Annotated in this window: 18 protein-coding genes; 10 read left to right on the forward strand and 8 right to left on the reverse strand. The window is 71.4% G+C overall.

What is annotated here, in order from left to right; translation table 11 throughout:
* Positions 1-159 precede the first annotated feature (159 nt).
* Together hemG and hemQ are read left to right on the forward strand one after the other, a co-directional pair.
* Positions 160-1,695: a protoporphyrinogen oxidase gene (gene hemG, locus ACTWQI_RS27875; RefSeq protein WP_443274579.1), complete on the forward strand. Its 1,536-nt coding sequence runs from the start codon at positions 160-162 to the stop codon at positions 1,693-1,695.
* A 73-nt stretch (positions 1,696-1,768) separates the two neighbouring features.
* The gene (hemQ, locus tag ACTWQI_RS27880) at positions 1,769-2,497 is read left to right on the forward strand and encodes a hydrogen peroxide-dependent heme synthase (RefSeq protein WP_443274581.1); all 729 of its coding nucleotides are present in this window, start codon (positions 1,769-1,771) and stop codon (positions 2,495-2,497) included.
* A 37-nt stretch (positions 2,498-2,534) separates the two neighbouring features.
* Here the strand turns inward: hemQ and ACTWQI_RS27885 are convergent, their stop codons facing one another.
* The 5 genes from ACTWQI_RS27885 to zapE all read right to left on the reverse strand — a co-directional run bounded on the left by ACTWQI_RS27885 (position 2,535) and on the right by zapE (position 9,924).
* Positions 2,535-4,154, reverse strand: coding sequence for an alpha/beta hydrolase (locus ACTWQI_RS27885; RefSeq protein WP_443274583.1), 1,620 nt, complete (start codon positions 4,152-4,154; stop codon positions 2,535-2,537).
* A gap of 353 nt (positions 4,155-4,507) precedes the next feature.
* Positions 4,508-5,908, reverse strand: a complete 1,401-nt coding sequence (locus ACTWQI_RS27890) for a multinuclear nonheme iron-dependent oxidase (protein ID WP_443274585.1) — start codon at positions 5,906-5,908, stop codon at positions 4,508-4,510.
* Positions 5,909-6,048: 140 nt separating this feature from the next.
* Positions 6,049-6,825, reverse strand: a complete 777-nt coding sequence (locus ACTWQI_RS27895; RefSeq protein ID WP_443274586.1) for a DUF4142 domain-containing protein — start codon at positions 6,823-6,825, stop codon at positions 6,049-6,051.
* 550 nt (positions 6,826-7,375) lie between these two features.
* A complete protein-coding gene (locus ACTWQI_RS27900) occupies positions 7,376-8,743 on the reverse strand; it encodes an alkaline phosphatase PhoX (RefSeq protein WP_443274588.1) in 1,368 nt (455 codons plus the stop codon).
* A 143-nt stretch (positions 8,744-8,886) separates the two neighbouring features.
* Positions 8,887-9,924, reverse strand: a complete 1,038-nt coding sequence (gene zapE, locus ACTWQI_RS27905; protein ID WP_443274638.1) for a cell division protein ZapE — start codon at positions 9,922-9,924, stop codon at positions 8,887-8,889.
* A 350-nt stretch (positions 9,925-10,274) separates the two neighbouring features.
* Between zapE and ACTWQI_RS27910 the strand changes: the two genes are divergently transcribed.
* The 7 genes from ACTWQI_RS27910 (at position 10,275) to ACTWQI_RS27940 (ending at position 16,929) form a co-directional block, all read left to right on the forward strand.
* A complete protein-coding gene (locus tag ACTWQI_RS27910) occupies positions 10,275-11,060 on the forward strand; it encodes a pyrimidine reductase family protein (protein ID WP_443274590.1) in 786 nt (261 codons plus the stop codon).
* A 140-nt stretch (positions 11,061-11,200) separates the two neighbouring features.
* Positions 11,201-11,668, forward strand: a complete 468-nt coding sequence (locus ACTWQI_RS27915; RefSeq protein ID WP_443274592.1) for an indole-3-glycerol phosphate synthase — start codon at positions 11,201-11,203, stop codon at positions 11,666-11,668.
* A 40-nt stretch (positions 11,669-11,708) separates the two neighbouring features.
* On the forward strand, positions 11,709-13,124 hold the full coding sequence (gene murC, locus ACTWQI_RS27920; RefSeq protein WP_443274593.1) for a UDP-N-acetylmuramate--L-alanine ligase: 1,416 nt from the start codon (positions 11,709-11,711) through the stop codon (positions 13,122-13,124).
* An 11-nt stretch (positions 13,125-13,135) separates the two neighbouring features.
* The gene (msrB, locus tag ACTWQI_RS27925; RefSeq protein ID WP_443274595.1) at positions 13,136-13,543 is read left to right on the forward strand and encodes a peptide-methionine (R)-S-oxide reductase MsrB; all 408 of its coding nucleotides are present in this window, start codon (positions 13,136-13,138) and stop codon (positions 13,541-13,543) included.
* Between the two features lie 97 nt (positions 13,544-13,640).
* The gene (locus tag ACTWQI_RS27930) at positions 13,641-14,714 is read left to right on the forward strand and encodes an effector-associated domain 2-containing protein (RefSeq protein ID WP_443274597.1); all 1,074 of its coding nucleotides are present in this window, start codon (positions 13,641-13,643) and stop codon (positions 14,712-14,714) included.
* A 125-nt stretch (positions 14,715-14,839) separates the two neighbouring features.
* The gene (locus tag ACTWQI_RS27935; protein ID WP_443274599.1) at positions 14,840-15,004 is read left to right on the forward strand and encodes a hypothetical protein; all 165 of its coding nucleotides are present in this window, start codon (positions 14,840-14,842) and stop codon (positions 15,002-15,004) included.
* Positions 15,005-15,042: 38 nt separating this feature from the next.
* Positions 15,043-16,929, forward strand: a complete 1,887-nt coding sequence (locus tag ACTWQI_RS27940; RefSeq protein WP_443274600.1) for an HEXXH motif domain-containing protein — start codon at positions 15,043-15,045, stop codon at positions 16,927-16,929.
* 91 nt (positions 16,930-17,020) lie between these two features.
* Here the strand turns inward: ACTWQI_RS27940 and fxsT are convergent, their stop codons facing one another.
* Positions 17,021-20,974 carry an FxSxx-COOH system tetratricopeptide repeat protein gene (gene fxsT, locus ACTWQI_RS27945; RefSeq protein WP_443274602.1) on the reverse strand — a complete coding sequence of 1,318 codons (3,954 nt, stop codon included), beginning with the start codon at positions 20,972-20,974 and terminating at the stop codon, positions 17,021-17,023.
* Between the two features lie 264 nt (positions 20,975-21,238).
* Positions 21,239-22,684, reverse strand: coding sequence for a VMAP-C domain-containing protein (locus ACTWQI_RS27950; protein WP_443274603.1), 1,446 nt, complete (start codon positions 22,682-22,684; stop codon positions 21,239-21,241).
* A 454-nt stretch (positions 22,685-23,138) separates the two neighbouring features.
* Here ACTWQI_RS27950 and ACTWQI_RS27955 point away from each other — a divergent pair, with 454 nt between their 5' ends.
* Positions 23,139-24,401, forward strand: a complete 1,263-nt coding sequence (locus tag ACTWQI_RS27955; protein ID WP_443274605.1) for an ABC transporter substrate-binding protein — start codon at positions 23,139-23,141, stop codon at positions 24,399-24,401.
* A gap of 47 nt (positions 24,402-24,448) precedes the next feature.
* Here ACTWQI_RS27955 and ACTWQI_RS27960 read toward each other — a convergent pair whose 3' ends face one another.
* Positions 24,449-25,213: an ABC transporter ATP-binding protein gene (locus ACTWQI_RS27960; protein ID WP_443274607.1), complete on the reverse strand. Its 765-nt coding sequence runs from the start codon at positions 25,211-25,213 to the stop codon at positions 24,449-24,451.
* Positions 25,214-25,216 lie beyond the last annotated feature (3 nt).

Consider the following 25,216-nt stretch of genomic DNA (forward strand, 5'->3'; position numbering starts at 1 on the left):
GGTCGGCGTCGTCGTACCGTCGTCGGGCTGTGCATCTCGTCCCCCCAGGGCGGTTGCGGTTGTCGCCCGTTGGACGGGCGGCGGGGGAGGCACGTTGCAGGTCGGAGGTTCCGAAGGGGTCACGGTCGGGACACGGTCCGGGTCTGAGACAGTGGGGGCATGAGAGAGCCGGACACCCGCAGGGGCCATGTCGTGGTCGTCGGCGGCGGGATCTCCGGGCTGGCGGCGGCGCACCGGCTGGTCGCCGGGGGCGCGCGGGTGACCGTGCTGGAGGCGTCCGACCGGCTGGGCGGGAAGCTGTACGCGGGCGAGATCGCGGGCGTGCCCGTCGACCTCGGGGCGGAGGCGATGCTCGCGCGGCGGCCGGAGGCCGTGGAGCTCGCCCGCGCGGTGGGGTTGTCCGGCCGGCTCCAGCCGCCCGCCACCACCACCGCGTCGCTGTGGACCCGGGGGCGGATGCGGCCGATGCCCAAGGGGCATGTGATGGGCGTGCCCGGGGATCTTGCCCGGCTGGCGGCGTCCGGGGTGATCTCGGACGAAGGGCTCGCGCGCATCGCGCAGGATGCGGAGCTGCCGCGCACGGACGTCGGTGAGGACGTCGCCGTCGGCGAGTACGTGGCCGCCCGGCTCGGTCATGAGGTCGTCGACCGGCTCGTCGAGCCGCTGCTCGGCGGGGTGTATGCGGGCGACGCCTACCGGATCTCGATGCGCGCCGCCGTGCCGCAGCTCTTCGAGGCCGCACGGACACACCGATCACTGATGGCGGCCGTCCTGGACGTCCAGCGGCGGGCGGCTGCTCAGCAGCAACCGAGGGGACTGGGCATCGACGGCGGAACCGAGACCGCCGCCCAGCAGCAGACCGGAACTGTCTTCATGGGCATCGACGGTGGTGTGGGTCGGCTTCCGCTCGCCGTGGCCGACGCCGTGCGGGCCGCCGGCGGCGAGATCACGACGGGCGTGTCCGTACGGCAGCTCCAGCGCAGGCATGGCGAGGAGTTCGTGGCGGCTCCGCCGAGGCGGGACGGCGATGGGCGCCCGCAGTCCGCATGGGAGGTGGTCGTCGACGACCACACCGGGAGGACGCGGAGCCTGAGCGCTGACGCGGTCGTCCTCGCCGTTCCCGCTCCCGTCGCCGCGCGGCTGCTGGCCGTCGAGTCCCCGGCGGCCGCCTCGGAGCTGGCCACCGTGGAGTACGCCTCCATGGCGCTCGTCACCCTTGCCTATCGGAGGCAGGACGTCGCCGGGGTACCGGAGGGCAGCGGGTTCCTGGTGCCGCCGGTCGACGGGCGCACGATCAAGGCCGCCACCTTCTCCAGCCACAAGTGGGCGTGGCTCACCGAGGGCGAGGGAGCCGACCCGGATCTCTTCGTGCTGCGCACCTCGATCGGGCGGGTCGGCGACGAGGAGGATCTGCAGCGCGAGGACCTGGATCTGGTGGAGGTCTCCCGCCATGACCTCCGGGAGGCGGTGGGACTGGCGGCCGAGCCCGTCGCCACGCGGGTCACCCGCTGGGACCGCGGACTGCCGCAGTACGCCGTCGGCCACGTCGGCCGGGTCGCCCGGATCCGTGACCAGGTCGCGAAGCTGCCGGGCCTGCGGGTGTGCGGCGCCCTGTACGACGGGGTGGGCATCGCGGCGTGCATCGCCGGAGCGCACGCGGCGGCCGACGAGCTCCTCGGGGGCCCGCCCTGGTAACCGCCGCCGCGCAGCGTGCCGGGCACGAGACCCTGGCGGCATGCGCCCGCCCGCGGCGCGCGAGAATGGCCACATGACTGCTCCAGAAACTGCGACAACCGGTAAGGGCTCGAACGCCGGCAAGAAGGCCAAGGACCTCAACGAGGTCATCCGCTACACGCTGTGGTCGGTGTTCAAACTGCGCGACGTGCTGCCCGAGGACCGGTCCGGGTACGCCTCCGAGGTGGAGGAGCTGTTCGAGCAGCTCGCCGCGAAGGACGTCACCGTGCGCGGCACCTACGACGTGTCCGGTCTGCGCGCCGACGCGGACGTCATGATCTGGTGGCACGCGGAGACGGCGGACGCACTGCAGGAGGCGTACAACCTCTTCCGGCGGACGAAGCTGGGCCGCGCACTGGAGCCGGTCTGGTCGAACATGGCGCTGCACCGTCCCGCCGAGTTCAACAAGTCGCACGTCCCCGCCTTCCTCGCCGACGAGGTCGCCCGGGACTACGTGTGCGTGTACCCCTTCGTGCGGTCGTACGACTGGTATCTGCTGCCCGACGAGGACCGGCGGCGGATGCTCGCCGACCACGGCAAGATGGCCCGCGGCTTCCCGGACGTGCGCGCCAACACCGTCGCGTCGTTCGCGCTCGGCGACTACGAGTGGCTGCTGGCCTTCGAGGCCGACGAGTTGCACCGCATCGTGGACCTGATGCGTCATCTGCGCGGCTCCGAGGCGCGGCTGCACGTCCGCGAGGAGGTCCCCTTCTACACGGGCCGCCGCAAGCCGGTCGCGGAGCTGGTGGCGGGCCTGGCCTGACCGATACCGGTCATCGGCCACCGCCCGCCGCCGTCCGTCAGACCACCGGGCTCGGCGCGGCTCGCCGGTCGCGCTGCTCCGACGCTCGGTCCTGGCGCGTTGAGGGCTCGGCGTGCGGCCCGCAGGACGCACGCGGCCCCGGTGTCTGGCCATGCAGCAGATACGCCCGGAAGTGCCGGTTGACGCAGGCGTTCTCGCCTGCCGCGATGCCGTGGGTGCCCGCGCGGCGCTCGGTGACCAGGGAGGACCCGGGGAGCCTGCGCTGCAGTTCGAGGGCGCCCGGGTAGGGCGTCGCGGCGTCCCGCTCGGAGGCCAGGATCAGCACGGGGGGCAGCGCACCGGGGCGGGTCCGGATGTCGAGCGGCTTCTGCCGGGGCAGGGTCCAGTAGGCGCACGGCAGGTTCATCCAGACGTTGTCCCAGGTCTCGAAGGGGGCGATTCGGGCGAGCCGGGTGTTGTCCCGGTCCCAGGTGCGCCAGTCCGTCGGCCAGGGGGCGTCGTTGCACTCGACCGCGGTGTAGACGGCGTTGCTGTTCTCCTCCTCCACGGCGGCGTTCGCGTCCGGCTCTGCCTGCTGGATCAGCGGCTTGGGGTTGCCGCGCAGATACTCCGACAGGGCCTGGGCACGGCGCGGCCAGTAGCCGTCGTAGTAGCCGACCTTCAGGTAGGCCTCCTGGAGCTGTTCCGTGCCGACGACACCCCCGGCGGGCTTGCGCTCGATCCGGGCCCGCATCTTCTCGTACGAGCGCTGCACCTGCTGAGGCGTCCGGCCCAGGTGGTAGACGGAGTCGTGCTTGGCCACCCAGCTGCGCCAGTCGGCCCACCGGGTCTCGAAGGCGAGGGACTGGTCGAGGTTGATCTGGTACCAGACCCTGCGGGGATCGGGATTGACCGCGCTGTCGAAGACCATGCGCCGCACGTGGCCGGGGAAGAGGGCCGCGTAGAGCGACGCGAAGTAGGTGCCGTACGAGGCCCCGATGAAGTTGAGCCGCTGCTCGCCGAGCGCCGCGCGGATCACCTCGAGGTCGCGAGCGTTGTTGAGCGAGGTGAAGTGCCGGAGCGCGGCACCGCCGCGGCGTGCACAGCCGCGGGCGTAGTCCCTGGCCTGCCGCTTGCGCTGCTGCTTGTACGCCTCGGAGGGGTGGGTGGGGGAGTGGGTCGGGGCCTTGATGAACTCGGCCGGGGCCTGGCAGGAGAGCGGCGCGGAGCGGCCGACCCCGCGCGGGGCGTACCCGACGAAGTCGTAGGCCGCGGCGAGCGGCCGCCACTCCTTCAGGCGCGAGTACAGCGGGAAGGACATTCCGGAGGCGCCGGGGCCGCCCGGGTTGAAGACGAGCGCGCCCTGGCGTGCCTCGCGCTTTCCGGAGGCGCGGATCCGGCTGACGGTGAGGGAGATCTTCCGGCCCTGGGGTCGTGCGTAGTCGAGGGGTACGGCGACTTTGCCGCACTCCACCGGCTTCGGCAGGTTCTCGCTCTCGGGGCAGGCGCCGAAGGCGATCCCGGACTCCGCGGCATGGGCGGAAGCGACGGACACGCCCCGTGCCTCAGCGGTGCCGCTGCCTGGCACGCGCGGCACGGGGGCGCTCCCGGCGGGGGCGGCGGTGAGTGCGGTCAGGACCAACGAGCCGAGGGTGCCGTACAGCGCTGCTGCTCTCACGAGTCATCCCTTCATATGAACAGGCTGAAAGGGACGATTCATTGGGGTTCTGCCGAAGTAAAGGACCGGGCTCGGGTGTCGGGGGCGATGCGCCCGTGCGGCCCACCTTCGCGGGAGGGCGAACGTCCTCCCCGGATGCCTCCCACCAGGGGGTACGCCCCCGGCTGTCTTCCCCGGCGAGCGCTGCGAGGAGGTGGTCGCGGGGTGACGGCGGCGTGCTCGACCGTGCGGCGCGCAATCGCGGCACACCGATCGCCGGAGAGCGGGGGATCAACCGGCCGGGTGTCGGGGGCGAGCCCCATGCGGTTCGCACGACCCGTGGTCGGTCGAAGGAAGCGGGATCGCGCGCGGCGTCAGCCCGCGCGGAAGGCGGTGCGCAGCAGTCGGGTGAAGCGGTTCGGGGGCTGCGGGGCAGGGCCGGAGCGCTCCCGCCACCAGGCGTCCAGTCGCCGCCGTACGGTCTCGTCCGCCGCCGGGCCCGCCGACTCGGCCGTCCGGGCCAGCAGATGCTCGGCGAAGGCGAGGGCGTCGTGGCGGTAGCCGCCGGCCATCGGCCGGGAGTGGGCGTAGCCGAGGAACGCGGGGCGGAAGGCCGCCCCCAGAATGTCCGGCAGCTCCGGCGCGACCTTGGCCACGACGTCGGCACGCTTGGCGGCCAGCGCTCTGCTCTGCACGCGCAGCCGCTGCCGGTCGAAGCCCTCGGGCGCCGGGGTTCCGGCGACCAGTGCGGAGAGCAGGGAGGTCTGCGCAAGGGCGAGGCGCTGCCGCGCGGCATCGACGCTCGCTCCGGCCGGGGCAACCGGTCGGCCGGTCGCCCCGGCCGCGGTGGTCTCCCCGGGCCCGACGGCCCGTGCGGGGGGACCACCAGGGGTGGGCCCCTGACCTCTAGCCGGGGGAACCTCGGGTGGCGTGCGGTCGGCGACGGTGGCCGGCCGGTCCGCGAGCACGGTGCGGATCGCGTCGAGTTCGGCCGCCAGCTCGGCCTTCGCGGGGAAGTCCTCGTCCCGCTCCAGGAGCACGCCGGGCGGCTCGGTACGGGCGCACAGCTCCGCCAGGATATTCAGCACCGGCTCGGGCACGGGGTGGGCATGGCTGTCGTGCCAGACCCCTTCCTTCTCGACGCCGCCCGCCACATGGACGTAGGCGATGGCGTCGACCGGCAGTTCGTCCAGCGCGGCCGTCGGGTCCTCGCCACGGTTGACGTGGTTCGTGTGGAGGTTCGCCACGTCTATCAGGAGCCGAACCCCCGTCCGTTCCACCAGCTCGGCCAGGAACTCGCCCTCTGTCAGTTCCTCTCCGGGCCAGGCGATCAGTGCCGCGATGTTCTCCAGAGCGAGCGGTACGGGCAAGGCGTCCTGCGCGATCCGGACATTCGCGCACAGCACGTCGAGCGCGTCGCGGGTGCGGGGGACCGGCAGCAGATGCCCCGCCTCCAGCCGCGGGGAGGCGGTCAGCGGGCCACCGGCCCGTACGAACGCGATGTGCTCGCTGACCAGGGGTGCGTCGAGCGTCGTCACCCGCTCCGCGAGGGCGGCGAGCCGTGCCGGGTCCGGCGGCTCGGCCCCGCCGAGTCCCAGAGAGACGCCATGCGGTACGACGGTGGTGCCGCGCTTACGCAGCCGGAGCAGCGGCTCCGGAAGATGGCCGGGGCAGATGTTCTCCGCCACCACCTCGACCCAGTCCAGGCCGGGCAGTGTCGCCACCGCATCGGCGATCTCCGGCCGCCAGCCGATCCCCGTACCCAGGCGCTCCATGGTTCGCCTCCCCCTCGCGCGTTCGACAGGTGCCTCGGTGATGGCCCTGCCGCGCCGGGCCGAACCCTGGAGCGCCCCGGTTCAGAGGATGATTTGAGGTTCGGCCCGGCAAGGCCCCGTGCTCGGGCGAGGCTGCGGGCTCAGCTGCCCGGCTGCGGCACCCTCGTGGAGTCCGCGGTCGTGTCGTCCGTCGGTGCGGCCGACGGCTTCGAGGTCGTGTCCACACCGTCGCCCGGCACCACAGGGATGGGAGCGGGGATCAAAGTCGAGGAGGGCGGCGGCGGTCCGGTCGGACTGGCCGGCGGAGCATTGGCCGCCTCATTCGCGATCGCATCGAAGTCCACCATGCCCGTCCGCTCCAGCATGGTGATGTGGTCGAGGACGGTCACGTTGGCCGCGTCGGCCAGCTGTCGGATGAGGACGTTGCGGGTGGAGTTGCGGATCTGGCCGATCAGGCCGAAGACCTTGCCGTGCGCGGAGCGCAGCAGCATCGCGAACTTCCGCTGGTACTCCTCGCCCTGGGCGGCCGTGAGTTCGTTGAGCCAGCCCTGCTGCTGCTCGGTCGGCTGGTTCGGCAGCTCGACCCCGAGCTTCGCCGCGACGTCGCGGGCGCGCTTGTCGAGGTCGGTGTGCCCGACGATGAGATGGTCGCCCGCGTCCCTGATGGCCTGGGTGGGAGCGCGCTCCATCGCCTGCATGCCGGCGGGCAGTTCCCACAGCCCCGCCAGCCGTACCTTGACCAGGAAGTCCCGGTCAACGGCGGACAGTGGACCCCACTGGGTGGGTACGGTCCCGGCCGTGAGGTTGGCCTGCCCGGTGCCCAAGCGGTCGGCGTAGGACCAGACGGGGAAGAGCAGGGCGCCGAGAGTCGCGACCAGGGCCACGATGATCAGCTTGGTTGAGTTGATGTGTCGCAAGGTGTCTCCTGCCATGGCGCACACGGGGTGCACTCGACGCGGTCGTCGCCATCTCGACTCCGCTTCCAGTGGGCCCCCCGGCTGGAGGCTGGATGAGGGTTGAGTCGCGTCAGCCAAGCGCGAACTATCCGGTCGGTCAAGCCGCTTGGATACTTCATCCGCTTGTATCGGTTATATCGGTCCTGACGGTCGTGTCACCGGCCCTCCCCTCGGACCGTGCGCGCGGACACCCTGCGCGCCATCGTGCTCCGGCGTTGCGAGGTTTGCATCAGCACGTTTCCGGCTCGCTCCGTACGGTCGTGACGGCTCCACCCGGTGGGGCACACCCGTCCCCCGGACGGCCCGCGTCAGGGAGGCCACGGGGTCGGGCCGGGGGACGGATCTGTGGGTGGTGCGGTTTGGCACCAGGGAGTACGGACCGGCGTACGTCTGTGTTCAATCCGGGTCCCGCGCGTTTCATCGCGTCCCGGACGGTCGGGGACACCTCAGAGGTGGCGCTTCGGGGCGGCGTCAGCCTGTCCGGCGCAGCAGCCTGCGGACGGCAGGGCCGCTAACGCCAGGGGCCGGTGACCGCGAACGTCGTCCCCGGGGTGTAGCAGTTCACGTACATCGTCCGGCCGTCCCGGGAGAAGGTGACGCCCGCGAACTCGCCGTATTCGGGAGCGCCCTCCGTCCCAATGTCTTGGCGGTTGCGCGCCATCGGGTAGACGGTGCCGCGCTTGGTCAGACCGAAGACGTGCTGGGTGCCGCTGCCGTCCTCGCAGACCATCAGACCGCCGCCGGGGACGAGCGCGATGTTGTCCGGTGACTCGCCCGGCAGCTGGACGTCGGTGTCCGGCCCGAAGACGACGGCCAGGGTGAGGCGGCGGCGCTCGGGATCGTAGCGCCACACCTGGCCGAAGTGGTCCGCGGCCGAGCCCTCGGCGCTCCTGGCGTAGCTGGAGACGAAGTAGACGCTCCGGCCGCCCCAGTAGCAGCCCTCCAGCTTCTGGGCGTGCGTGATGCCCTGTGGCCCGAAGTCCTGCAGCCGGACCGGAGTCTGACGGGCCAGCGGGTCCGGCACCGGCACCCACTGAATGCCCTCGAACGTCGTGCCCGGATCCTGGACGACCGACAGGTCCGGGACGTCCGGCACCCGCATCGCCTGGAGCCGGCCGCCCGCGCGCAGGGAGCCGGTGCCGCCGAGGGGCTTCTCGGGCAGGAAGCGGTAGAAGAGGCCGAAGGGCTTCTGGAAGGCGTCCTCGGTCTCGTAGACGACGCCCGTGCGGGGGTCGATCGCGATGGCCTCGTGCTGGAAGCGGCCCATGGCGGTCAGCGGTACGGCGCCGGTGCGGCGCGGCTTGTACGGGTCGACCTCGAAGATGAAGCCGTGATCCTTGGTGTAGCCGTTCGTACCGGCCTTGTCCTCGGTCTCCTCGCAGGTCAGCCAGGTGTTCCAGGGAGTGGGGCCGCCGGCGCAGTTGACGGCGGTGCCGGCGATGGCCACCCGCTCACCGAGGACCCGTTCGCCGCGGCCGAGCGCCAGTGCCGTACAGCCGCCCTTGCCCATCGGGTCGTACGTCAGGCCGTCGACGGTGGGGACGGGGATCGCGGCGTTGTGCCGGTTCTCGTGGTTGCGCACCAGGTGGGTGCGGCCCTCGCGACGGGGGAAGGCGCCCATGCCGTCGTGGTTGCTCGGTACCTTTCCCTCGCCGGAGCGGAGCGGGTCGCCCTCGCGGGAGAGGACCGTGTAGCGGAAGCCCTCGGGCAGGTCGAGGAGTCCATTGGGGTCGGGTACGAGTGGGCCGTAGCCGCCGCTCCGTTCCGTTCCCCGGGCGCAGGCCGTGCCGGCGAAGACCTCCGAGATGCTCCCGGTGAAGGCGATCCCCGCTCCCAGTGCGCTGGTACGTGCCAGGATCTGACGTCGTGTCGCGGACATGGGCAACTCCCTGTTGGCGGACAGAGATGGACCCGGCGTGTTTATCACGCGGTACGCCCCGCGGGAACCATCCGCGCCGCGAGGATCAGCCGTGCCATTCCGTTGCTCCGGCCGGGGGGACCTGCGCCGCGATCGACGCCTCGCTAGGCCTCGACCAGCGCCTTGGCGTCACGGGCGAGCGCGGTGAGCCGCGAGATCGCCCGGAAGTACTTCTTCCGGTAGCCGCCCTTCAGCATCTCCTCACTGAAGAGCCGGTCGAAGGGCACGCCCGAGGTCAGCACGGGCACCTCCCGGTCGTACAGCCGGTCGGCGAGGACCACCAGGCGCAGCGCCGTCGACTGATCGGGCACCGCCTGCACGTCGGTCAGGCAGACCGCCTCGACATCGTCGCAGAGTGCGCCGTAGCGGCTGGGGTGAACCGTGGCGAGGTGCTGCAAAAGGGAGGAGAAGTCGTCGAGCGAGGCGCCCTTCGTACGGTAGGCGGCGCGGGTGACCTCGTCGTCCGTGAATGGGTCCGGGGCCTCGGGCAGCCCGCGGTGGCGGTAGTCCTCGCCGTCGATGCGCAGCGGCCGGAAGTGCGCGGCCAGGCCCTGGATCTCCCGGAGGAAGTCGGCGGCGGCGAAGCGGCCTTCGCCGAGCTTGCCCGGGAGGGTGTTGGAGGTGGCGGCGAGCGCGACGCCCGCGTCGACGAGCTTGCCGAGGAGAGTGGAGACCAGAACGGTGTCACCGGGGTCGTCCAGCTCGAATTCGTCGATGCACAGCAGTCGGTGTCCGCTGAGGGTCTGCACGGTCTGCTGGAAACCGAGGGCGCCTACCAGGTTGGTGAGCTCGACGAACGTGCCGAAGGCCTTGCGCTCGGGGGCGGCGGGAGTGGCGTGCCAGAGGGAGGCGAGCAGGTGCGTCTTGCCGACGCCGTAGCCGCCGTCGAGGTACATGCCGCGAGGCCCGGACGGGGCGGCGGGCTTCCGCGCGAACCACCGCCGCTTCCCGGCTCCGGCAGCCGTCGCCCCGCCGAGCCCGGCGGCGAAGCCGCCCAGGATCCGGACGGCCTCGGCCTGGCTGGGCTGCGCTGGGTCCGGGAGGTACGTCCCGAAGCGTACGGAGTCGAAGCGCGGCGGCGGCACCATCTCGGCGACGAGCCGCTCGGCGGGCACGTGCGGCTCGCGGGCGCACAGCGACAGCGGAGCCCCGGGATCGGCTGAGCGGGACGGATCGGCTAGGGCGCTCGACTCCGATGCGGAGGTGGGACTGGAGGACGACACAGCCCCTCAGCGTAATCCCTCCGGGCAGGGAGCTGCGCTGCGGCCCGGGCCCGGCGCTCGTCGCGGGCAGCGCTGATCCTCGCCGCCTGCAGCCTGCGCCGGCCACGGCAGGTTCACGCTCCTGGGCTCAGGCCCGCCGTAGCCGCGCAGGCCCACAACCCGGGGTCATCGGGCCGTCTCGGGATTCCGGCGCCCGCGGGGGCCGCCCGGGGTGCGGGCCCGGTCCGCGGAGCGGTCCCCCGGCGAGGGTCCCGTGCCAGACTCGGGGCATGCGTCGCCTGTTCCCCCTCACCCCCGACAGCGCCAGGCCCGATCTGCTGACCGACCGCGAGTGGGGGCTGGACGAGCTCGCGGACGTCTATGCCTATCCCGACGAGCCGGGCGCGTCCGGGCGGGCCTGGCTGCGCGGAAACATGGTGTCCTCGCTCGACGGGGCCGCGCACCACGACGGCCGGTCCGAGCCGCTGTCCTGCGACGCGGACATGCGGATCTTCGGCGTCCTGCGCGGGCTCGCCGACGTGGTCGTCGTCGGAGCGGAGACCGTACGGCGGGAGGGGTACCGTCCCGCCCGCGTACGGAAGGCGTTCGCCGAACGTCGCGCAGCGCTCGGCCAGGCCCCCGCCCCCGCGATCGCCGTGGTCACGGCGAGTCTGGACCTGGACTACGCGCAGCCCCTCTTCACCGAGCCGGTCGTCCCGACCATCGTCCTCACCGGAGCCGCGCACCACGCCGACCGGGCCGATCGGGCTCGCGCCGCCGGAGCAGACGTGATCATCGCCGGCGAGGGCGAGGGTGTGGAGCCGCACCGGGCCGTACGGGCGCTGGCCGACCGGGGCCACACTCGGCTCCTCACCGAGGGCGGCCCCCGGCTCCTCGGGCAGTTCGCGGCCGCGGGCGACCTCGACGAGCTCTGCCTGACCGTCGCTCCGGTGGTGACCGTGGGCGCCGCGCCGCGGATCATGGACGGCCATGGGATCGCGGTGCCGGAGCGATTCGCGCTGACGTCCGTCCTGGAGGAGGCCGGGTTCCTTTTCACCCGCTACCGTCGGATTTGACCAGGCATGACCGCCGCCGGAATGCACCGTTCCAGTCGGCTTTCGCTGGGCACACTTACACACGCGCCCCCGTGCGGAAACGGGGGCAGGATGGTTTCTGTAGGGCCTGGCCCGGCCCGCGAGGACGAAGGGGACCTGCCGTGTTCACGACCGTACTCATGATCGAGAAGCCGCTCGTCCCCGCCGACGTGGAGCTCGTCACCACCCTCCACGGAGACGAGCCCACCTCCTTCGTCGTCCTCATGCAGCCCAAGGGTGACCAGGACCGGCTGCTCAGAGCCCTGGACGACGTGGCGCTCGGCCGACTGGACGAAGCCGTCCGCGAGGGGGAGGAGCCCGAGGGGAGTGCCGCCCTTCCCGCGGCCGAGCGGGCCCTCACGCACTCTCTCGAAGCGCTCCGCGCCGCCGGCAGCGAGGCCATCGGCCAGATCGTCGAGAAGCACCCCCTGGACCTGCTGCGTTCCGTGGTCGAGCAGACCAAGGCCGATGAAGTGATCGTGCTGACCCGCCCGCACCTGGTCGAGGAGTTCTTCCACCGCGACTGGACCTCCCGCGCCCGTCACAAGGTCGGTGTCCCGGTGCTCAAGCTGTACGCGCACACCGAATAGGCTGGGGCTTCGCACCCCCACCGACCCGGGAGACGTACGCATGGCAGCCGGCATCCCCTCCGCCATGGAGCGACCGCACTTCATCGGCATCGGCGGCGCCGGAATGTCAGGCATCGCGAAGGTGCTCGCGCAGCGCGGTGCCGAGGTCGCGGGCAGCGACGCGCGGGAGTCGGCCACCACCGAGGCCCTGCGGGCGCTCGGCGCCACCGTGCACATCGGTCACGCCGCCGCGCACCTCGCCGCCGACGCGACGGCCGTGGTCGTCTCGTCCGCCATCCGCCCGGACAACCCCGAGCTCGTCCGCGCGGCCGAGCTCGGCATCCCGGTGATCCACCGGTCCGACGCTCTCGCCGCCCTGATGGAGGGCGCGCGCCCCATCGCCGTGGCCGGCACTCACGGCAAGACGACGACCACCTCGATGCTGGCCGTGGCGCTGACCGAGCTGGGCCTGGACCCCTCGTACGCGATCGGGGGCGACTTGGCGGGCCCCGGCACCAACGCCCACCACGGCCAAGGCCGGATCTTCGTCGCCGAGGCCGACGAGAGCGACCGCAGCTTCCACAAGTACGCGCCCGAAGTCGCGATCGTCCTCAACGTGGAGCTCGACCACCACGCCAACTACGCCTCGATGGACGAGATCTACGAGTCCTTCGAGACCTTCGTCGCCAAGATCCGCCCAGGCGGCCACCTGATCGTCGGTGAACACCCCGGTGCGCGGGAGCTCGCCGCCCGTGTCTCGGACCGCGAGGACCTGAGCATCATCACCGTCGGCGAGTCCGAAGGCTCGCACGTCTGGATCCGCAAGATCACACCGCAGGGCATGACCAGCGAGGTCAGCGTCGTCTTCGACGAGGACCACGCGGACTTCGCGGACGACAAGGACCTCACCTTCACCGTCTCGGTCCCCGGCCGCCACTACGCGCACAACGCGGTCGCCGCCCTGGCCGCCGGTGTGCGCCTCGGGATCCCCGCTGCGGATCTCGCCCCGGCCCTGACGGCGTACACCGGAGTGGGGCGCCGCCTCCAGCTCAAAGGCGAGGCCGGCGGCGTCCAGGTCATCGACTCCTACGCGCACCACCCCACCGAGATGACCGCCGACCTGGAGGCGATCCGGGCCGGCGCGGGCTCCCGGCGGGTGCTCGTGGTCTTCCAGCCCCATCTCTTCAGCCGTACGCAGGAGCTGGGCAAGGAGATGGGCGAGGCGCTCGCCCTCGCCGACGCCTCCGTCGTCCTCGACATCTACCCGGCCCGCGAGGACCCCGTCCCCGGCGTGACCAGCGAGCTGATCGTCGATGCCGCGGCGGCCGCGGGGGCGGACGTGCGGGCCGAGCCCGACATGGCGGCGATCCCGGAGGTCATCGCAGGAATGGCGAAGCCGGGTGATCTCGTTCTCACCATGGGTGCGGGCGATGTGACCGATCTCGGACCGAGGATCCTCGCCCGCCTGGAGAGCTGAGGGGAGCCGACATGTCCTACGAGGTCGAGAAGCCGGACGAGCAGTGGCGGGCGCAACTGTCCCCGGAGGAGTACCGGGTGCTCCGCGAGGCCGGTACGGAGCCCGCCTTCACCGGCGAGTACACCGACACCAAGACGACCGGGGCCTACGCCTGCCGGGCGTGCGGCGCCGAGCTCTTCCGCTCCGACACCAAGTTCGCCTCCCACTGCGGTTGGCCGTCCTTCTACGACCCGAAGGACTCGGACGCGGTGGAACTCCTCGAGGACCGGTCGTACGGCATGGTCCGCACCGAGGTCCGCTGCGCCCGCTGTGGGTCCCACCTGGGCCATGTCTTCGAGGGCGAGGGCTACCCGACCCCGACCGACCAGCGCTACTGCATCAACAGCATCTCCTTGCGGCTGGTCCCGGACGAGGGCTGAGACCGGTGTCGGCTCTGTCCGGCCGACGTGGTGGAGCCGGCCAGCCCCGACCCCGTCACTCGGCGTACCTCTGACACGCAAGGGGTAAGGGGCCGGTGTGCGGGATCCGGGGGGACAGGGATTGGAGGCGGCGCGGGTCGCCGAAGTGCTGGTGCAGCGGCGGGGCGGACTGCTCGGTCGGCGCGGTTCCGGATACCGAGTGGGCGAGGCTTGGGTGCTGACGGCCGCTCACGTCGTAGCGGGCCCGGTGGCGTCGGTCCGGGTGCGCTTTGACGCGGACCGGCCGGAGGAGTGGAGCGCCGACGCCCACGTCGTGCTGCTCGCCGAGTCCGCCGATGTCGCACTTCTGGAGATGGCGCTCGTCCCGCCCGGCCGTCCCGCCGCCGATCCACCCCACTATGCCGTGGTGCCCGACGCTGACGTGGTGCTGCCCTTCAGCGCGATGGGCTTCCCCCGCTTCAAACTCCGCAAGGACCCCGCGCTCCCCCTCGACGACGGGTCCCTCAGCCAGTACCGCGACTCGTGCCACGTCTCGGGCACGGTCTCCGTCCTGTCCAACCGCCGCGAGGGCACCCTCGAACTGGCCGTCGTTGCACCGCCCGGCGACGTCGAACCGGAACGCTCCCCCTGGGAGGGGATGTCGGGTGCTGTGGTGTGGTGCGGCGGGGCCGTGATCGGCGTGGTGAGCGCCCATCACCGCGCCGACGGCCTGGGGCGGCTCGCGGCCGGCCGGGTGGAACGCTGGTACGACTCGCTGTCCCCCGCCGGACTGGAGCGGTTCCAGCGGTACGCCGGACTTCCCCCGCGCGCGGGGCTCGGTTCAGTCGGCGGCGTGGAGGTGCCTCGCCCGGTCGCCACCTTGGCCGGGCTGCCCCCCGACGTGCCACTGCGCGAACTGGTGGATCTCGTGGACGCTCTGGCGGCGCTTCCGACACTGCGCAGCGGGAGCGGCATGGCCCTCGTCCTGGAGAGCATCAGCGACCGGGTCGCGGCCAACAGCCCCCGCGACCCCAGGCTGCGGATGGACGTCTACGGCATCGTGCGCACGTGTCTGCGCTACCCGGGCACGCTGGACCAACTGTTGGAAGCCATGCGCCTGCTGGAGGGGGCGTCGCCGGAAGTGGAACGCGTGGAGCGCGCGGCGGCCGAACTTGCCCGGCGCTACGGCTGACTTGATCTCGCGGCGCGGCCAGGATGCGGGGTTTCGACCCGTGCCCCACTGGGTCATCATGGTTGAGGCACCGACAGCGCTGACTCATAGGCAGGAGAGGGGACTTGGCAGCCGTGGAGCAAACGATGCCTGCCGTCGAGTCCGGTCTCGTCGATCTCTCAGGGGTCTCTCTTGAAGCGCTGCGCTCCATGGACGGCACGGCCTTCACCGAGTCGCTGGAGCAGTTGCTGCACCACATCGACGGCCCGCAGGCCATCACGGTGTCGTACAACCCGTCCCGCTTCGACTGACGCGACCGAGGGGACAGGCACGGTGCTGTGGGGGACCCGTGGCCGCTGACGCCACGACAACGGGGGATCATCTGTCGTTCCACCGGCTCTCGGCGGCCGGCGTCCTGGCTCTCGCACGCGGTGAGGGCGATGGCGCGGTCGTGGAGGAACTGCTGAGCGCAGAGCGCAGCCGTCGCCTCCTGCTGCTGCGGGCACTGGACAACGAGCTGTCCCGTGGCGGCCCGACCCTGCACAAGGGTCCCTCAGCGCTGTACCCGGAGGCATGGGCCCTGCTGGAATGCGCCCAGCGGCACGCGCCCGAGGCGTTTGAGGGCGTCCTGATGTCCCCGAACACCGGCATGTGGGTGTCGCTCGCGGTGCGCCGGGTCAGGGGGCGGGCCTACGAGGACGCGCCGCAGTGGGTGGTCGAGGGTCATCTGGCGGCGCTGGCCGCCGCGGCTGGGGCGCGGGCCGGACTGGACTTCTCGATCACCGTTCCAGTGCGCCGCGGGCTGGTGCCGCTGCCGACACTGGGATGCGCGGTCCTGCCGGACATGGAGCCGTGGAGCACCGCCCGGGTCACAGGACGCGAGGGCCGACTGCGGATCACGGGCGCGCGCGGCGAGGTAGAGATCGCTCCCGGATGGGACCGGCGCGGCCCGGGCTGGCTGCCGGTGCGCCGGGTGATCCTGGGATCCGGGGAACCAGCGAAGGCCCTGGTGCTGGAGGAACTGGACCCTTACCGGACGTTCCCCCGCCCGAGCGAGCCCCGCCTCCTGTCCGCGCCGGAGGCAGAGGCCTGGGAGTCGCTCCTCGCCGATGCCTGGGAGGTGCTGCTGCGCGACGATCCGAAGAGCGCCGGGGCGATGCGCCGCGGGCTGATGTCGGTTGCTCCCACGTCGATGAGAGAAAGGTTTCGGCCTCACAGCAGCACGGCCGGGGACGCGTTCGGCGGGGTCACGGCGTCCCTCCCGGACGACGTCGCCCAACTCGCCGCGACCCTGGTGCACGAGTTCCAGCACACAAAGCTGGGCGGCCTGATGCACCTGGGGCCACTTACCGCGCCGACGCCGGACCCGCAGGCGCCGGAGGAGCTGTTCTATGCACCTTGGCGCGACGACCCCCGACCGCTGGGCGGCCTGCTCCAGGGCATCTACGCCTTCCTGGGGGTGACCCGGTTCTGGCGTACCCACCGGCACGCCGCCGCCCCGGCGTACGCCCCGCTCGCCCACTTCGAGTTCGCACTGTGGCGCACCCAGGTGTGGTCCACGCTGAACGAGGTCCGCGGACACGAGCGGCTGACGCCGCTGGGACGCCGTGTCGTGGAGTGCCTCGGCGAGCGTTGCGCGGAGTGGATGACCGACGAGGTGCCCGCGGTGGAGCTGCGACTGGCCCGCGAGGTCGCGGAAGACCACCTGGCCCGCTGGCGCGGGTACCACCTGCGGCCGCCGGCCCCGGCCGTCGAGGAGGCTGTATGCGCCTGGCAGCGCGGCGACGCCGCGTCGCCGGCCGCTCTGGCCGGCGAGCCCGCCCTGGTCCCGGACACCGAGGTCCGGTTCCTGGACAGCGCGGCCGTCCTGGCCCGGTACCGCCTCAGCGATCCCGAGGGGACATGGCGGCACACCGCAGCCCGGTACGGCGGGGACGCCGGGGGCGTCGACGGCGCCGACGCGGCCGACGTGCTGCTGGTCTGCGGTGACCGCGACGGGGCGCGGGCCGCCTTCGCCGCCCAGCTGTCCGGCAAGGGAGCGCCCGTGGCCGCCTGGGTCGGCCTGGGCCGGGCCCTGGCCGGTGACCGGGCCTACGCGACCGCCTCCCGGCTGCTGCTCCGCTTCCCGGAGCGTGCCCGAGCCGTGCAGGACGCGCTGATGGCGGCGACGGGACGGGGCGCGGACCCCGTACGTCTGGCGGCCTGGTTGGGGCACGACGGGGTTGCGGAGCGCTAGTCGGCGTTCCGCGCACCCGGGCCGAATGGCGAACACCCGGGTGCGCACGACACCCGGTGGTCACCATGCGGCGGGCGTGCGGCCCGACCGCTCACAGCGGCAGCGGGTCGATGTCGCAATTGGCCCGCTCACGGCCCCTGAACTGCACGGTGGCCGGGTGCCCGGTGCCCGACTCCACCTGCAGCCGGGGTGCGTCGAGCACGCGCTCCATGCGCTCCAGGGTGTCCTCGCGCAGTGCGTTGCCCTGGGCCTCCGCGCCGGAGGAGACGAGGTCCATCGACAGGTTGCTTGCACACGCCAGCGTGGTCGGGTGGTCCTCCCCGAACGTGACCCGGCACAGGGCCAGCGTGTCCTCGCCCCGGCGTCGTGCATCCTCGTGGTGCCCGAGCGCGGCCAGCTCGCTGGCCAGGTTGATCGCGCAGATGAGGGCGAGGGGATGATCCGCGCCCAGCCGGTCGGTGAGCGAGCCCAGCGCCGTCTCGTCCAAGCGTCGCGCTTCCTCGGGCTTGCCGAGCAGACGCAGGGTGACGGCCAGGTCGACGTCGGCGGACAGGACGTGCGGGTGGTGGGGGTCGTAGATCTGCCGGTATCCCTCGCAGGCCTTGACGCCCCGGGTCCGGGCCGCCTGCAAGTCGCCGTTCTGGCGCAGCGCCACCGACAGGGTCAGCGCGGCGGCCAGAGACTGGGGGTGGGTGTCGCCGTAGCGGCGGGTGAACTTGGCGTGCGCCTCGGTGGCCAGCTCCAGGGAGAGCCCGTGGTCGCCTTCCTTACGGCAGGACTCGCTGAGCTGGCGCATCGCCTCGATCGTGGCGGGGTTCCCCTGCCCGAACACGTCCCGGTAGGCGGCAAGCACGGCCTCCTGCAGGGCGCGAGCACCGACGTAGTCCCCCGTCTCGCGCACGTCGATGGCCACGGTGTTTTCGGTGATCAGGGTTCGCCTGTCGTCCCGGCCGAACAGGCGCAGTTTCAGGCCCAGAGTGCGCCGATCGAGCTCGAGGGCCTGGCGGAAGTCACCGACCAGACGCAGGCTCACCCCGAGGTTGTGGGCGATGTTGAGCGTCGTCGGGTCGTCCTCACCGAAGGCCCTGTGGGCCCGTTCGTACGCGATCTTGTCCAGCTCGGCGCCGGTGGCGAACCTGCCTTCGACACGGCGTACCGCGGCTTCGAGCTGGAGCGCGTCGAGCGCGTCCTCCCGGGTGTCCTCCCGATCGGCGGGGGCGGTGCGCTCGTAGACCTCCCGGAGGTGGGCCACCAGCCGGGCGGCGTCGTCGAACCGGCCCACCACCCAGTACATGAAGCACAGCCACTGCCCCATCAGCAGCGTCTGCTGGTCCTCCTCGCCGAAGATGGTCAGCCAGGACTCCCAGGCCTGCTCCGAGAAGTCCAGCGACACGTCGTGGTCGCCCCAGTAGTAGAGGTACTCGGCGATGTTCTTGACCAGCTGGCGCACCCAGGGCTGGTCGGACTTGATCGCGTCGGAGGCGATGACGTGACTGTAGAGCTCCGCATACCGAGGCCAACTCACCGGGCTCGAGGGCGTCTTCGGGTCGGCGGCGGCCAGCAGGGTGTGGGCGCCATGGCGCATGCGGGACTGCTCCTCCGGGGTCATGCGGTTGTTCAGGACGAGCTGCACCAGGCGGTGCATCTCGATGGAGTTCGTGCGGTGATCGATGCGCGCGAGCGAGTAGCGGTTCACCTCCCTTATCGCGCGTGCCAGCTTGATCGGGTCGTTCAGTGCCGCGTCCAGCTCCGGGAAGATGCTGCTGTTGCCGAGGCCGGAGAAGATGGACCGTGAGATCGGGTCGGGGGCGAAGTAGGAGCACAGCTGCAACAGCCGCAGCGCGGCCGGGCTGCGGGTCTCCAGGTGGTCGAGGGAGACATTCCATGCCGCGGCGACGGGCAGTTGGTAGTCCGGCGGCGGGGCCACCTCGAGCAGTTCCATGCGTTTGTTCTCGAACAGCCGCAGATACTCGGAGGCGGGCATCCCCGTCTCCGCCCGCCAGGCCGCGGCTTGCTCCAGTGCCAGCGGCAGGTCGCCCAGGGCCTCGGCCAGCGCGTCGGCCTCGTCGTCCCGGAGCGGCGGTCCGGACCGGCGCAGCAGTTCCTTGCTCTCCTCGCGGGTGAAGACGTCCACTTCGAGCGATCCACCCACCTGCCCCCACCGCCGGTTGCGGGAGGTGACGAGGATCGTTCCGCTGCCCCCATGGGGGAAGTAGTGGCGGACCTGCTCCGGATTGTCGGCGTTGTCGAAGATGAGCAACCAGCGCGAGTAGGGCCGGCCCTCGCGCAGTGCCTCCCGGACCGCGGGGCCGGCGATGTTGGCCTCGGTGGTGGTCACCAGGCCCAGCCGCTGGGCCAGTTCCACCAGGGCCTGGCCGATCTGTCCCGGCCGCTCCGCGGGGATCCACCACACGATGTCGAACTCGGACTGGTGCCGGTACGCGTACTCGATCGCGAGCTGTGTCTTGCCGACACCGCCCATACCGTGGATCGCTTCCGGCAGCACCGTGGTCGTGCCTTCCCGCAGCCGCTGGTCGAGCAGTTCCAGCAGGGCGGTGCGCCCGGTGAAGTTCGGATTCCGGGGCGGCAGATTCCCCCAGACACGCGGCTGTGTCGTGCGGTCCCCCTCCATGGTCCGCTCGGGTGAGGTCGACATCTGAGAGGCTCCTTCGGAAGCGGTCCGGGACTCAGGCGTGACACCGTGTTCGACTGCCGCGGAGGCCGAAGCAGACGGTGCGGGCCCCGTCGAAGCACGTGGTGGTTTCTCCAGGCTGACTGCGTATCGCCGATCGTGCCAGCTCAGCACCTTCGCCAGCATGGCGGCACGCTGGTCGTAGCGGCCCGTCAAGGCCCGTAGAGCGGCCAGCTCCACGCGGAGGAAAGCGATGTTGTGGCTGCCCACCCGCGGCATCGCCAAGGTGTCCAGCGGCTCTGTGGGGGGAGGCAGGACGGAGCGGGTCGTTTCGTCCTCGGCGAATAACGCGCGTACGTCGTGCAGGACCCGTGCGGTGGCGCTGCGGCGCCCCAGCGCCAGGAGCTCCTCGCGGACGCTGGGAGCGAAGGTGAACACCACGTCCGTCGCCCCCTCGTCCTGCGTCCGGGTGGGCCGGACCAGACCGCTTGTCAGCAGTTCGGAGACGTGGACCGGACCCGCGTCCGGGGTGGTCCCGACGATCTTGCGGATGACGGGCAGGCTCAGTGGCGCGGCGGACAGCCGGGTTGCGAGCGTGAAGGCCGTGGGGCTGGCGGCCGCTCTGAAATCGGAGACCCGTTCCGCGGCGGGAACCGTGCTGTGCGGGTCGGGCACGTCCTCCGCCCAGGGGAGGGCGCGTGCCGCGTCGGGCCTGCTCTTCCACTCGCGTGCCTGGATGGCGGACAGGTCCAGCCACTGAGGCTCCGGTCCGGACACCAGATGGGTCAGGGCGGCGGCCCAGCGGCCCGTCAGGGCGAGGACGGGTACGACGACGGCGGCGTCGTCTGCCTCGGCATCGGGCTCGTCGGGGTCCCGTAACCCGGCCGGGGGTTCGCGTTCCTCCCAGTCCCAGGCGCTGTTGGCCACCCAGGCGCGGGGGGCACGGATGCGGACGCGGTACACATCCAGCCCCGTGCGGAACCACAGATGCTGGGGCAGCAGGTGCACCACGGCGACGGGGCATGTACGCCCCCATCTTCGCAGCAGCGGCTGCACGGCGCCGAGCCGCCAGCCTGCCGCCAGACCGTCGGTCAGTACCAGCACCACCCGGCGCGCGTCAGCGGGGACGGGGCCGATTGGCCCCTCGGCACTCACCCGTGCCGGATCCGTCTCGTCGGTTCCGAGCAGGCGCACCACCCGCACTTGCGTGAAGTACCCCGCCCGCTCCAGCTCCTCGACCAGATCGTCTTCGACCGCCCGGTCCCACACCCGCATCGTCGGGTGCGTGTCGATGACGAGAACAGCTTCCGCGGGCTCCTGCTCGCCCGGCTGCCCGAGCCGACTCAGGACGTGAGCGGCCTCGCGGCGTGCCCGCGCAGCCCGTGCCGATCGCTGGCCACCGTCATCGTGCATGTGTGCTCTCAAGGCGCCGAAGTGACGATGAGAATGTCGCGGAGTCCCGCAGACTCCGGGCATGCGTGACAGGCACGGGCAAAGCCTCGCAGCGCGGCCACTCCTGAAGCAAGTGCGTACGGGGGCTCGCGCAGGGTGTGCGCGCAAGCATGCCAGAGGCGGTGTGAAACAGCGGCGGGCCAGTACGTGCGCGCTCGTTCATCCCAGGTCACCCCCTTACGCCGTGGGCGGGCGATCCGTGGACCGGTGACCCGGCCGACCGGTTCACGGCTTCACCCGCGAATGGTCGGGTCCCGGAGGCACGGGCCTGCGTTCCGGATCGTCGAGCAGGATCGCCAGATGGCGTCCCACGTGGTTGTCCCACCCCTCTGGCCCCATGGCCAGCGCTTCCTTGCGCCATCTTCCGGTCCGCTCCAGCAGCCCGGCCAGCCCGCGGTCCTGCACGATGTCGGCCACCGCTTCCTTGAAGGCGGGATCGGAGCAGTCGCCGCGGTGCCAGATCATGGCCGGCACGCCCGCCCGCAGGCCGGCCACGTACTCCTGGCGGCTGGAGAGGGAGTCGGTGCCCGGCGGCTCGCTGAGCACCAGACAGACGGCGTGCCCGTCCTCCTTCAACTCCCGCTCCAGATGGAAGTGCGAGTGGCCCGGACGGTTCCAGTACGAGTGAGTGTCCGCTGGCCTGTCCTTGAATTGGCGCCACTTGTTGTGCCAGGGCCGGTGCCAAGCCGCCTTGCGCAGGCGCTCGAAGCTACGGACAAGGACCGTGTAGTCCATCACCAGGGGAGTAGGGAAGGGCGAGTCCGACTCCTTGTGCCACCACTCGACGGGTTCCCCCAGCAATTCCCACGGCAGGATGAATTCGAGCATCACGGGCTGCCGCAGGTCTGACCAGCGTTCCTCCGTCTGCTCGATGAGCAGTTCCACCTCGGAGGGAAGCTCGTCGCGATGCAGGTGCAGCGTCTCGCCCGGGACGGGATGCCAGCCTTCCGCGTCCGACTGGCGCCAGTGGGAGAGGTAGTACCGGTCGCGATCCACGCCGTCGGGCTCGAACTGGATCATCAGATACGCCGGCAGCAGCGAGGGGGCCGGCTCGGCGACGCCGCTGCGCTGCCACTCCACCATCTTGTCCTCCAGCCCCCAGGCGCTGGCCTGCCGACGGTTCCACCGGCGCAGCCGCTCGGCCGCCTCAGTTTGGCCGTCCTCCATGAGCTGGTCGGCGGCCAGGGACAGGAACGCCATGCTCACCGGCAGTTCCTTCGCCGCCGAGTTGTCGCCCGCCAGGCGTAAGAACACCGCCCAGCCCGTGTCGCACCAGGTGGGCAGCTCCTGGGTGCGCGAGCGGCTGGCCCGGCGCGCCATCGCCGCCAGCGTGGCCGGGGACCGCATCTCCTGGAGGACGGGCCGCAGGGGATGCAGGTCGGCGCCGTCGAAGAAGTCGACGGCCTCCCACTCGTCCACCAGGCGCCGCAGCGCCGTCACGGCGGCGGACTGCTGCTCGACATAGCCCAGGCAGCGCACCAGGCACTGCAGCCCATCCAGGACTCGCGCGCACTTCTCGACGAATTGCAGCAGCCACGGACGCAGCGTCTCGTTCCGCATGGGCTCGACAGGCGAGCCCAGTTCCTGGCTCAGCATGGTTACCAATAAGTCGGCACTGGTCGTGTGTCGCATCGTGGCCGAGTCCTGGAGTACGTCGACGACGTCAGCCACCAGCTCATTGCGAACCCGCGCAGGGCTGCGCCCTTCCACCCCCGTGACCTCCCGACCGCCACCAGTCTCATCGCGTTCCCACTGACCGTGCCGACCAGCGTACGGCCAGACGTCCACCCACGTCAGGGGGTTGATGAGCCAGAACAGGTGCTGGGTCTCCGCTGGGGGTCAGCGTTCCCCGTCGGCCTCGTCCCCCAAGATCAGAACATCGTGCTCTGGAGACCATGCGCACGTATGCGGGCGTGCTCGGATCACGGGCGCGGGGCGGCGTGCGCGCTCTCGGGCTCGACCTGGTCGAATCCGTGATGGTCGCGTCGCCGCGGCCGGAGATCGGATCTACTCTCGTAGCAGAAGCCGGGCGGAAGACGCGTGCCTTTCGCCGAGCAGCAGGGTCTGCCCGGCATCGACCGCCCTGTCGGCCGCCCACCCACCCTTGAAACATGGGGAGGCGGACATGCGAGCGTCGATATGGCGGTCCGCGATCTTCCTGAGTGCGTCCGCTCTTTCTGCTCTGCTGGTTGTCTCCTGCGGGAACGGCGATGACGAGGGCGCAGCGCCGACCCGTGGGAGCGACGGTGTGCTCAAGCTCGGCTATGTCCTGCCGGAGACGGGGCAGCTGGCTTTCCTCGGCCCGCCGCAGATCCAGTCGGTGAAGTTCGGGGTCGAGACGATCAATGACGCCGGTGGCGTGCTCGGCAAGCCGATACCGGCCGTGCTCTCCGGTGACGAGGCAGGCGTCGAGGCGGTAGCCGCGCAGTCGGCCGACCGGGTCCTCGCCGGCGACGTGGACGCGATCATCGGCGCCGCGGCCTCCGGCATGTCCCTGTCGTTCATCGACCGGGTGACCGGAGCCGGCGTGGTCCAGTGCTCGGCGTCGAACACCGCGCCCACGTTCACCGACTACGACGACGGCGGGTTCTACTTCCGTACCGCGCCGAGTGACATCCTGCAGGGTCCGGTGCTGGCGAAGGTGGTGCGCGAGGACGGCCATGACCGGGTCGCTCTGGTCGCGCGTGCCGATGACTACGGGCGTGGCCTGCTGGACGCCACCAGGAAGGCGCTGGAGGACGAGGGCGCGACGGTGGCCCTCGCCGAGACCTACGACCCGAAGGCGACGAACTTCGACCAGACCGTGCAGAAGGTGCGGAACGCCAATCCGGACGCCGCCGTGGTGATCGCCTTCGAGGAGGGCACCCAGATCCTGCAAGGCCTGATCGAGGCTGATCTCGGGCCGCAGCAGATCGGCGTGTACGGCGCCGACGGGCTGCGCAGTGAGGAGCTGGCCTCGCTGGTCGCCAAGGACGACCCCGCCCGGCTCGCCGGGATGAAGGGCACGGCACCGGCATCGGTGCCCAACGAGGAGTACTTCGCGGCGTTGAAGAAGTTCGCGCCCGACCTGAAGGAGCTGCAGTTCGCGCCGCAGGCGTTCGACTGCGTGACGACCATCGCGCTCGCCGCGGAGAAGGCGGAGTCGGATGATCCGGGTGAGTTCGTCAAGGAGATCAACGGGATCACCAAGGACGGCGAGAAGTGCAACTCGTTCGCCGACTGCAAGCGGCTGCTCGCAGCAGGCAAGGACATCGACTACGACGGCCTGAGCGGCCCGCTCGACTACACCGACGCCGGCGAACCCGGTAAGGCGACGATCGAGGTGTACACCTACGACGAGAGCGGCAAGCTGAGCACGGTGCGCACCGAGGAGAGCACCGGTCAGTGACCGCCGGACAGCTGCGTCCCCCAGCTACTGCTGGGGGACGCAGACGTTCAACGGACGCGGGCGAGGGTGCCGAGGTAGTACTCGATCACCTTCTCGTCGCGCAGCAGGTCCATGCCCGCGCCGGTGTACGCGTTGCGCCCCTGATCGAGGACGTAGCCACGGTTGCAGATCTGCAGGCACCTGCGGGCGTTCTGCTCGACCATGAGCACAGCGACGCCGGCGCCGTTGATCTCCTTGACCCGGTCGAACACCTGGTCCTGGTAGACCGGGGACAGACCGGCCGACGGCTCGTCGAGCAGCAGTACCTGCGGCTCCATCATGAGCGCGCGGGCCATCGCGAGCATCTGCCGCTCGCCGCCGGACATCGAACCGGCCTTCTGCTTCCGGCGGGCGGCCAGCACGGGGAAGAGCTCCTCCACGGAGGCGGCCCGTAGAGCGTAGGCCTTGGGCCGCAGATACGTGCCCATCTGCAGGTTTTCCTCGACGGTCAGCGCGGGGAAGACGTTCTGCAACTGCGGCACGTACCCGACGCCCCGGCGGACCAGCTCGTGTGCGGGCCGGTTGGTGACCTTCTCGCCGTGCAGCGACACCGTCCCGCTGCGCACCCGGAGCAGGCCGAAGATCGCCTTCGCGAGGGTCGACTTGCCGCCTCCGTTGGGCCCGATCACCCCGACCAGCTCGCCTGGCCACACCTCGATGCTGCAGCCACGCAGCACGTCGACTCCCGGCACGTACCCGGCGACGATCTCGTCGGCGGCCAGCACCGGGCCGGGCTCGTTCAGCACCGGGCCGGGCTTGTTCTTCGAGGACATCGG

Source organism: Streptomyces sp. KR80, from assembly GCF_052245555.1.
GTDB lineage: Bacteria > Actinomycetota > Actinomycetes > Streptomycetales > Streptomycetaceae > Streptomyces.

Excerpts from the sequence above, each read along its gene's own strand:
- hemG (WP_443274579.1), top strand. The coding sequence starts at position 160 with ATGAGAGAGCCGGACACCCGCAGGGGCCATGTCGTGGTCGTCGGCGGC.
- hemQ (WP_443274581.1), top strand. The coding sequence starts at position 1,769 with ATGACTGCTCCAGAAACTGCGACAACCGGTAAGGGCTCGAACGCCGGC.
- ACTWQI_RS27890 (WP_443274585.1), bottom strand. The coding sequence starts at position 5,908 with ATGGAGCGCCTGGGTACGGGGATCGGCTGGCGGCCGGAGATCGCCGAT.
- ACTWQI_RS27900 (WP_443274588.1), bottom strand. The coding sequence starts at position 8,743 with ATGTCCGCGACACGACGTCAGATCCTGGCACGTACCAGCGCACTGGGA.
- ACTWQI_RS27910 (WP_443274590.1), top strand. The coding sequence starts at position 10,275 with ATGCGTCGCCTGTTCCCCCTCACCCCCGACAGCGCCAGGCCCGATCTG.
- murC (WP_443274593.1), top strand. The coding sequence starts at position 11,709 with ATGGCAGCCGGCATCCCCTCCGCCATGGAGCGACCGCACTTCATCGGC.
- msrB (WP_443274595.1), top strand. The coding sequence starts at position 13,136 with ATGTCCTACGAGGTCGAGAAGCCGGACGAGCAGTGGCGGGCGCAACTG.
- ACTWQI_RS27935 (WP_443274599.1), top strand. The coding sequence starts at position 14,840 with ATGCCTGCCGTCGAGTCCGGTCTCGTCGATCTCTCAGGGGTCTCTCTT.
- fxsT (WP_443274602.1), bottom strand. The coding sequence starts at position 20,974 with ATGCACGATGACGGTGGCCAGCGATCGGCACGGGCTGCGCGGGCACGC.
- ACTWQI_RS27955 (WP_443274605.1), top strand. The coding sequence starts at position 23,139 with ATGCGAGCGTCGATATGGCGGTCCGCGATCTTCCTGAGTGCGTCCGCT.
- ACTWQI_RS27960 (WP_443274607.1), bottom strand. The coding sequence starts at position 25,213 with ATGTCCTCGAAGAACAAGCCCGGCCCGGTGCTGAACGAGCCCGGCCCG.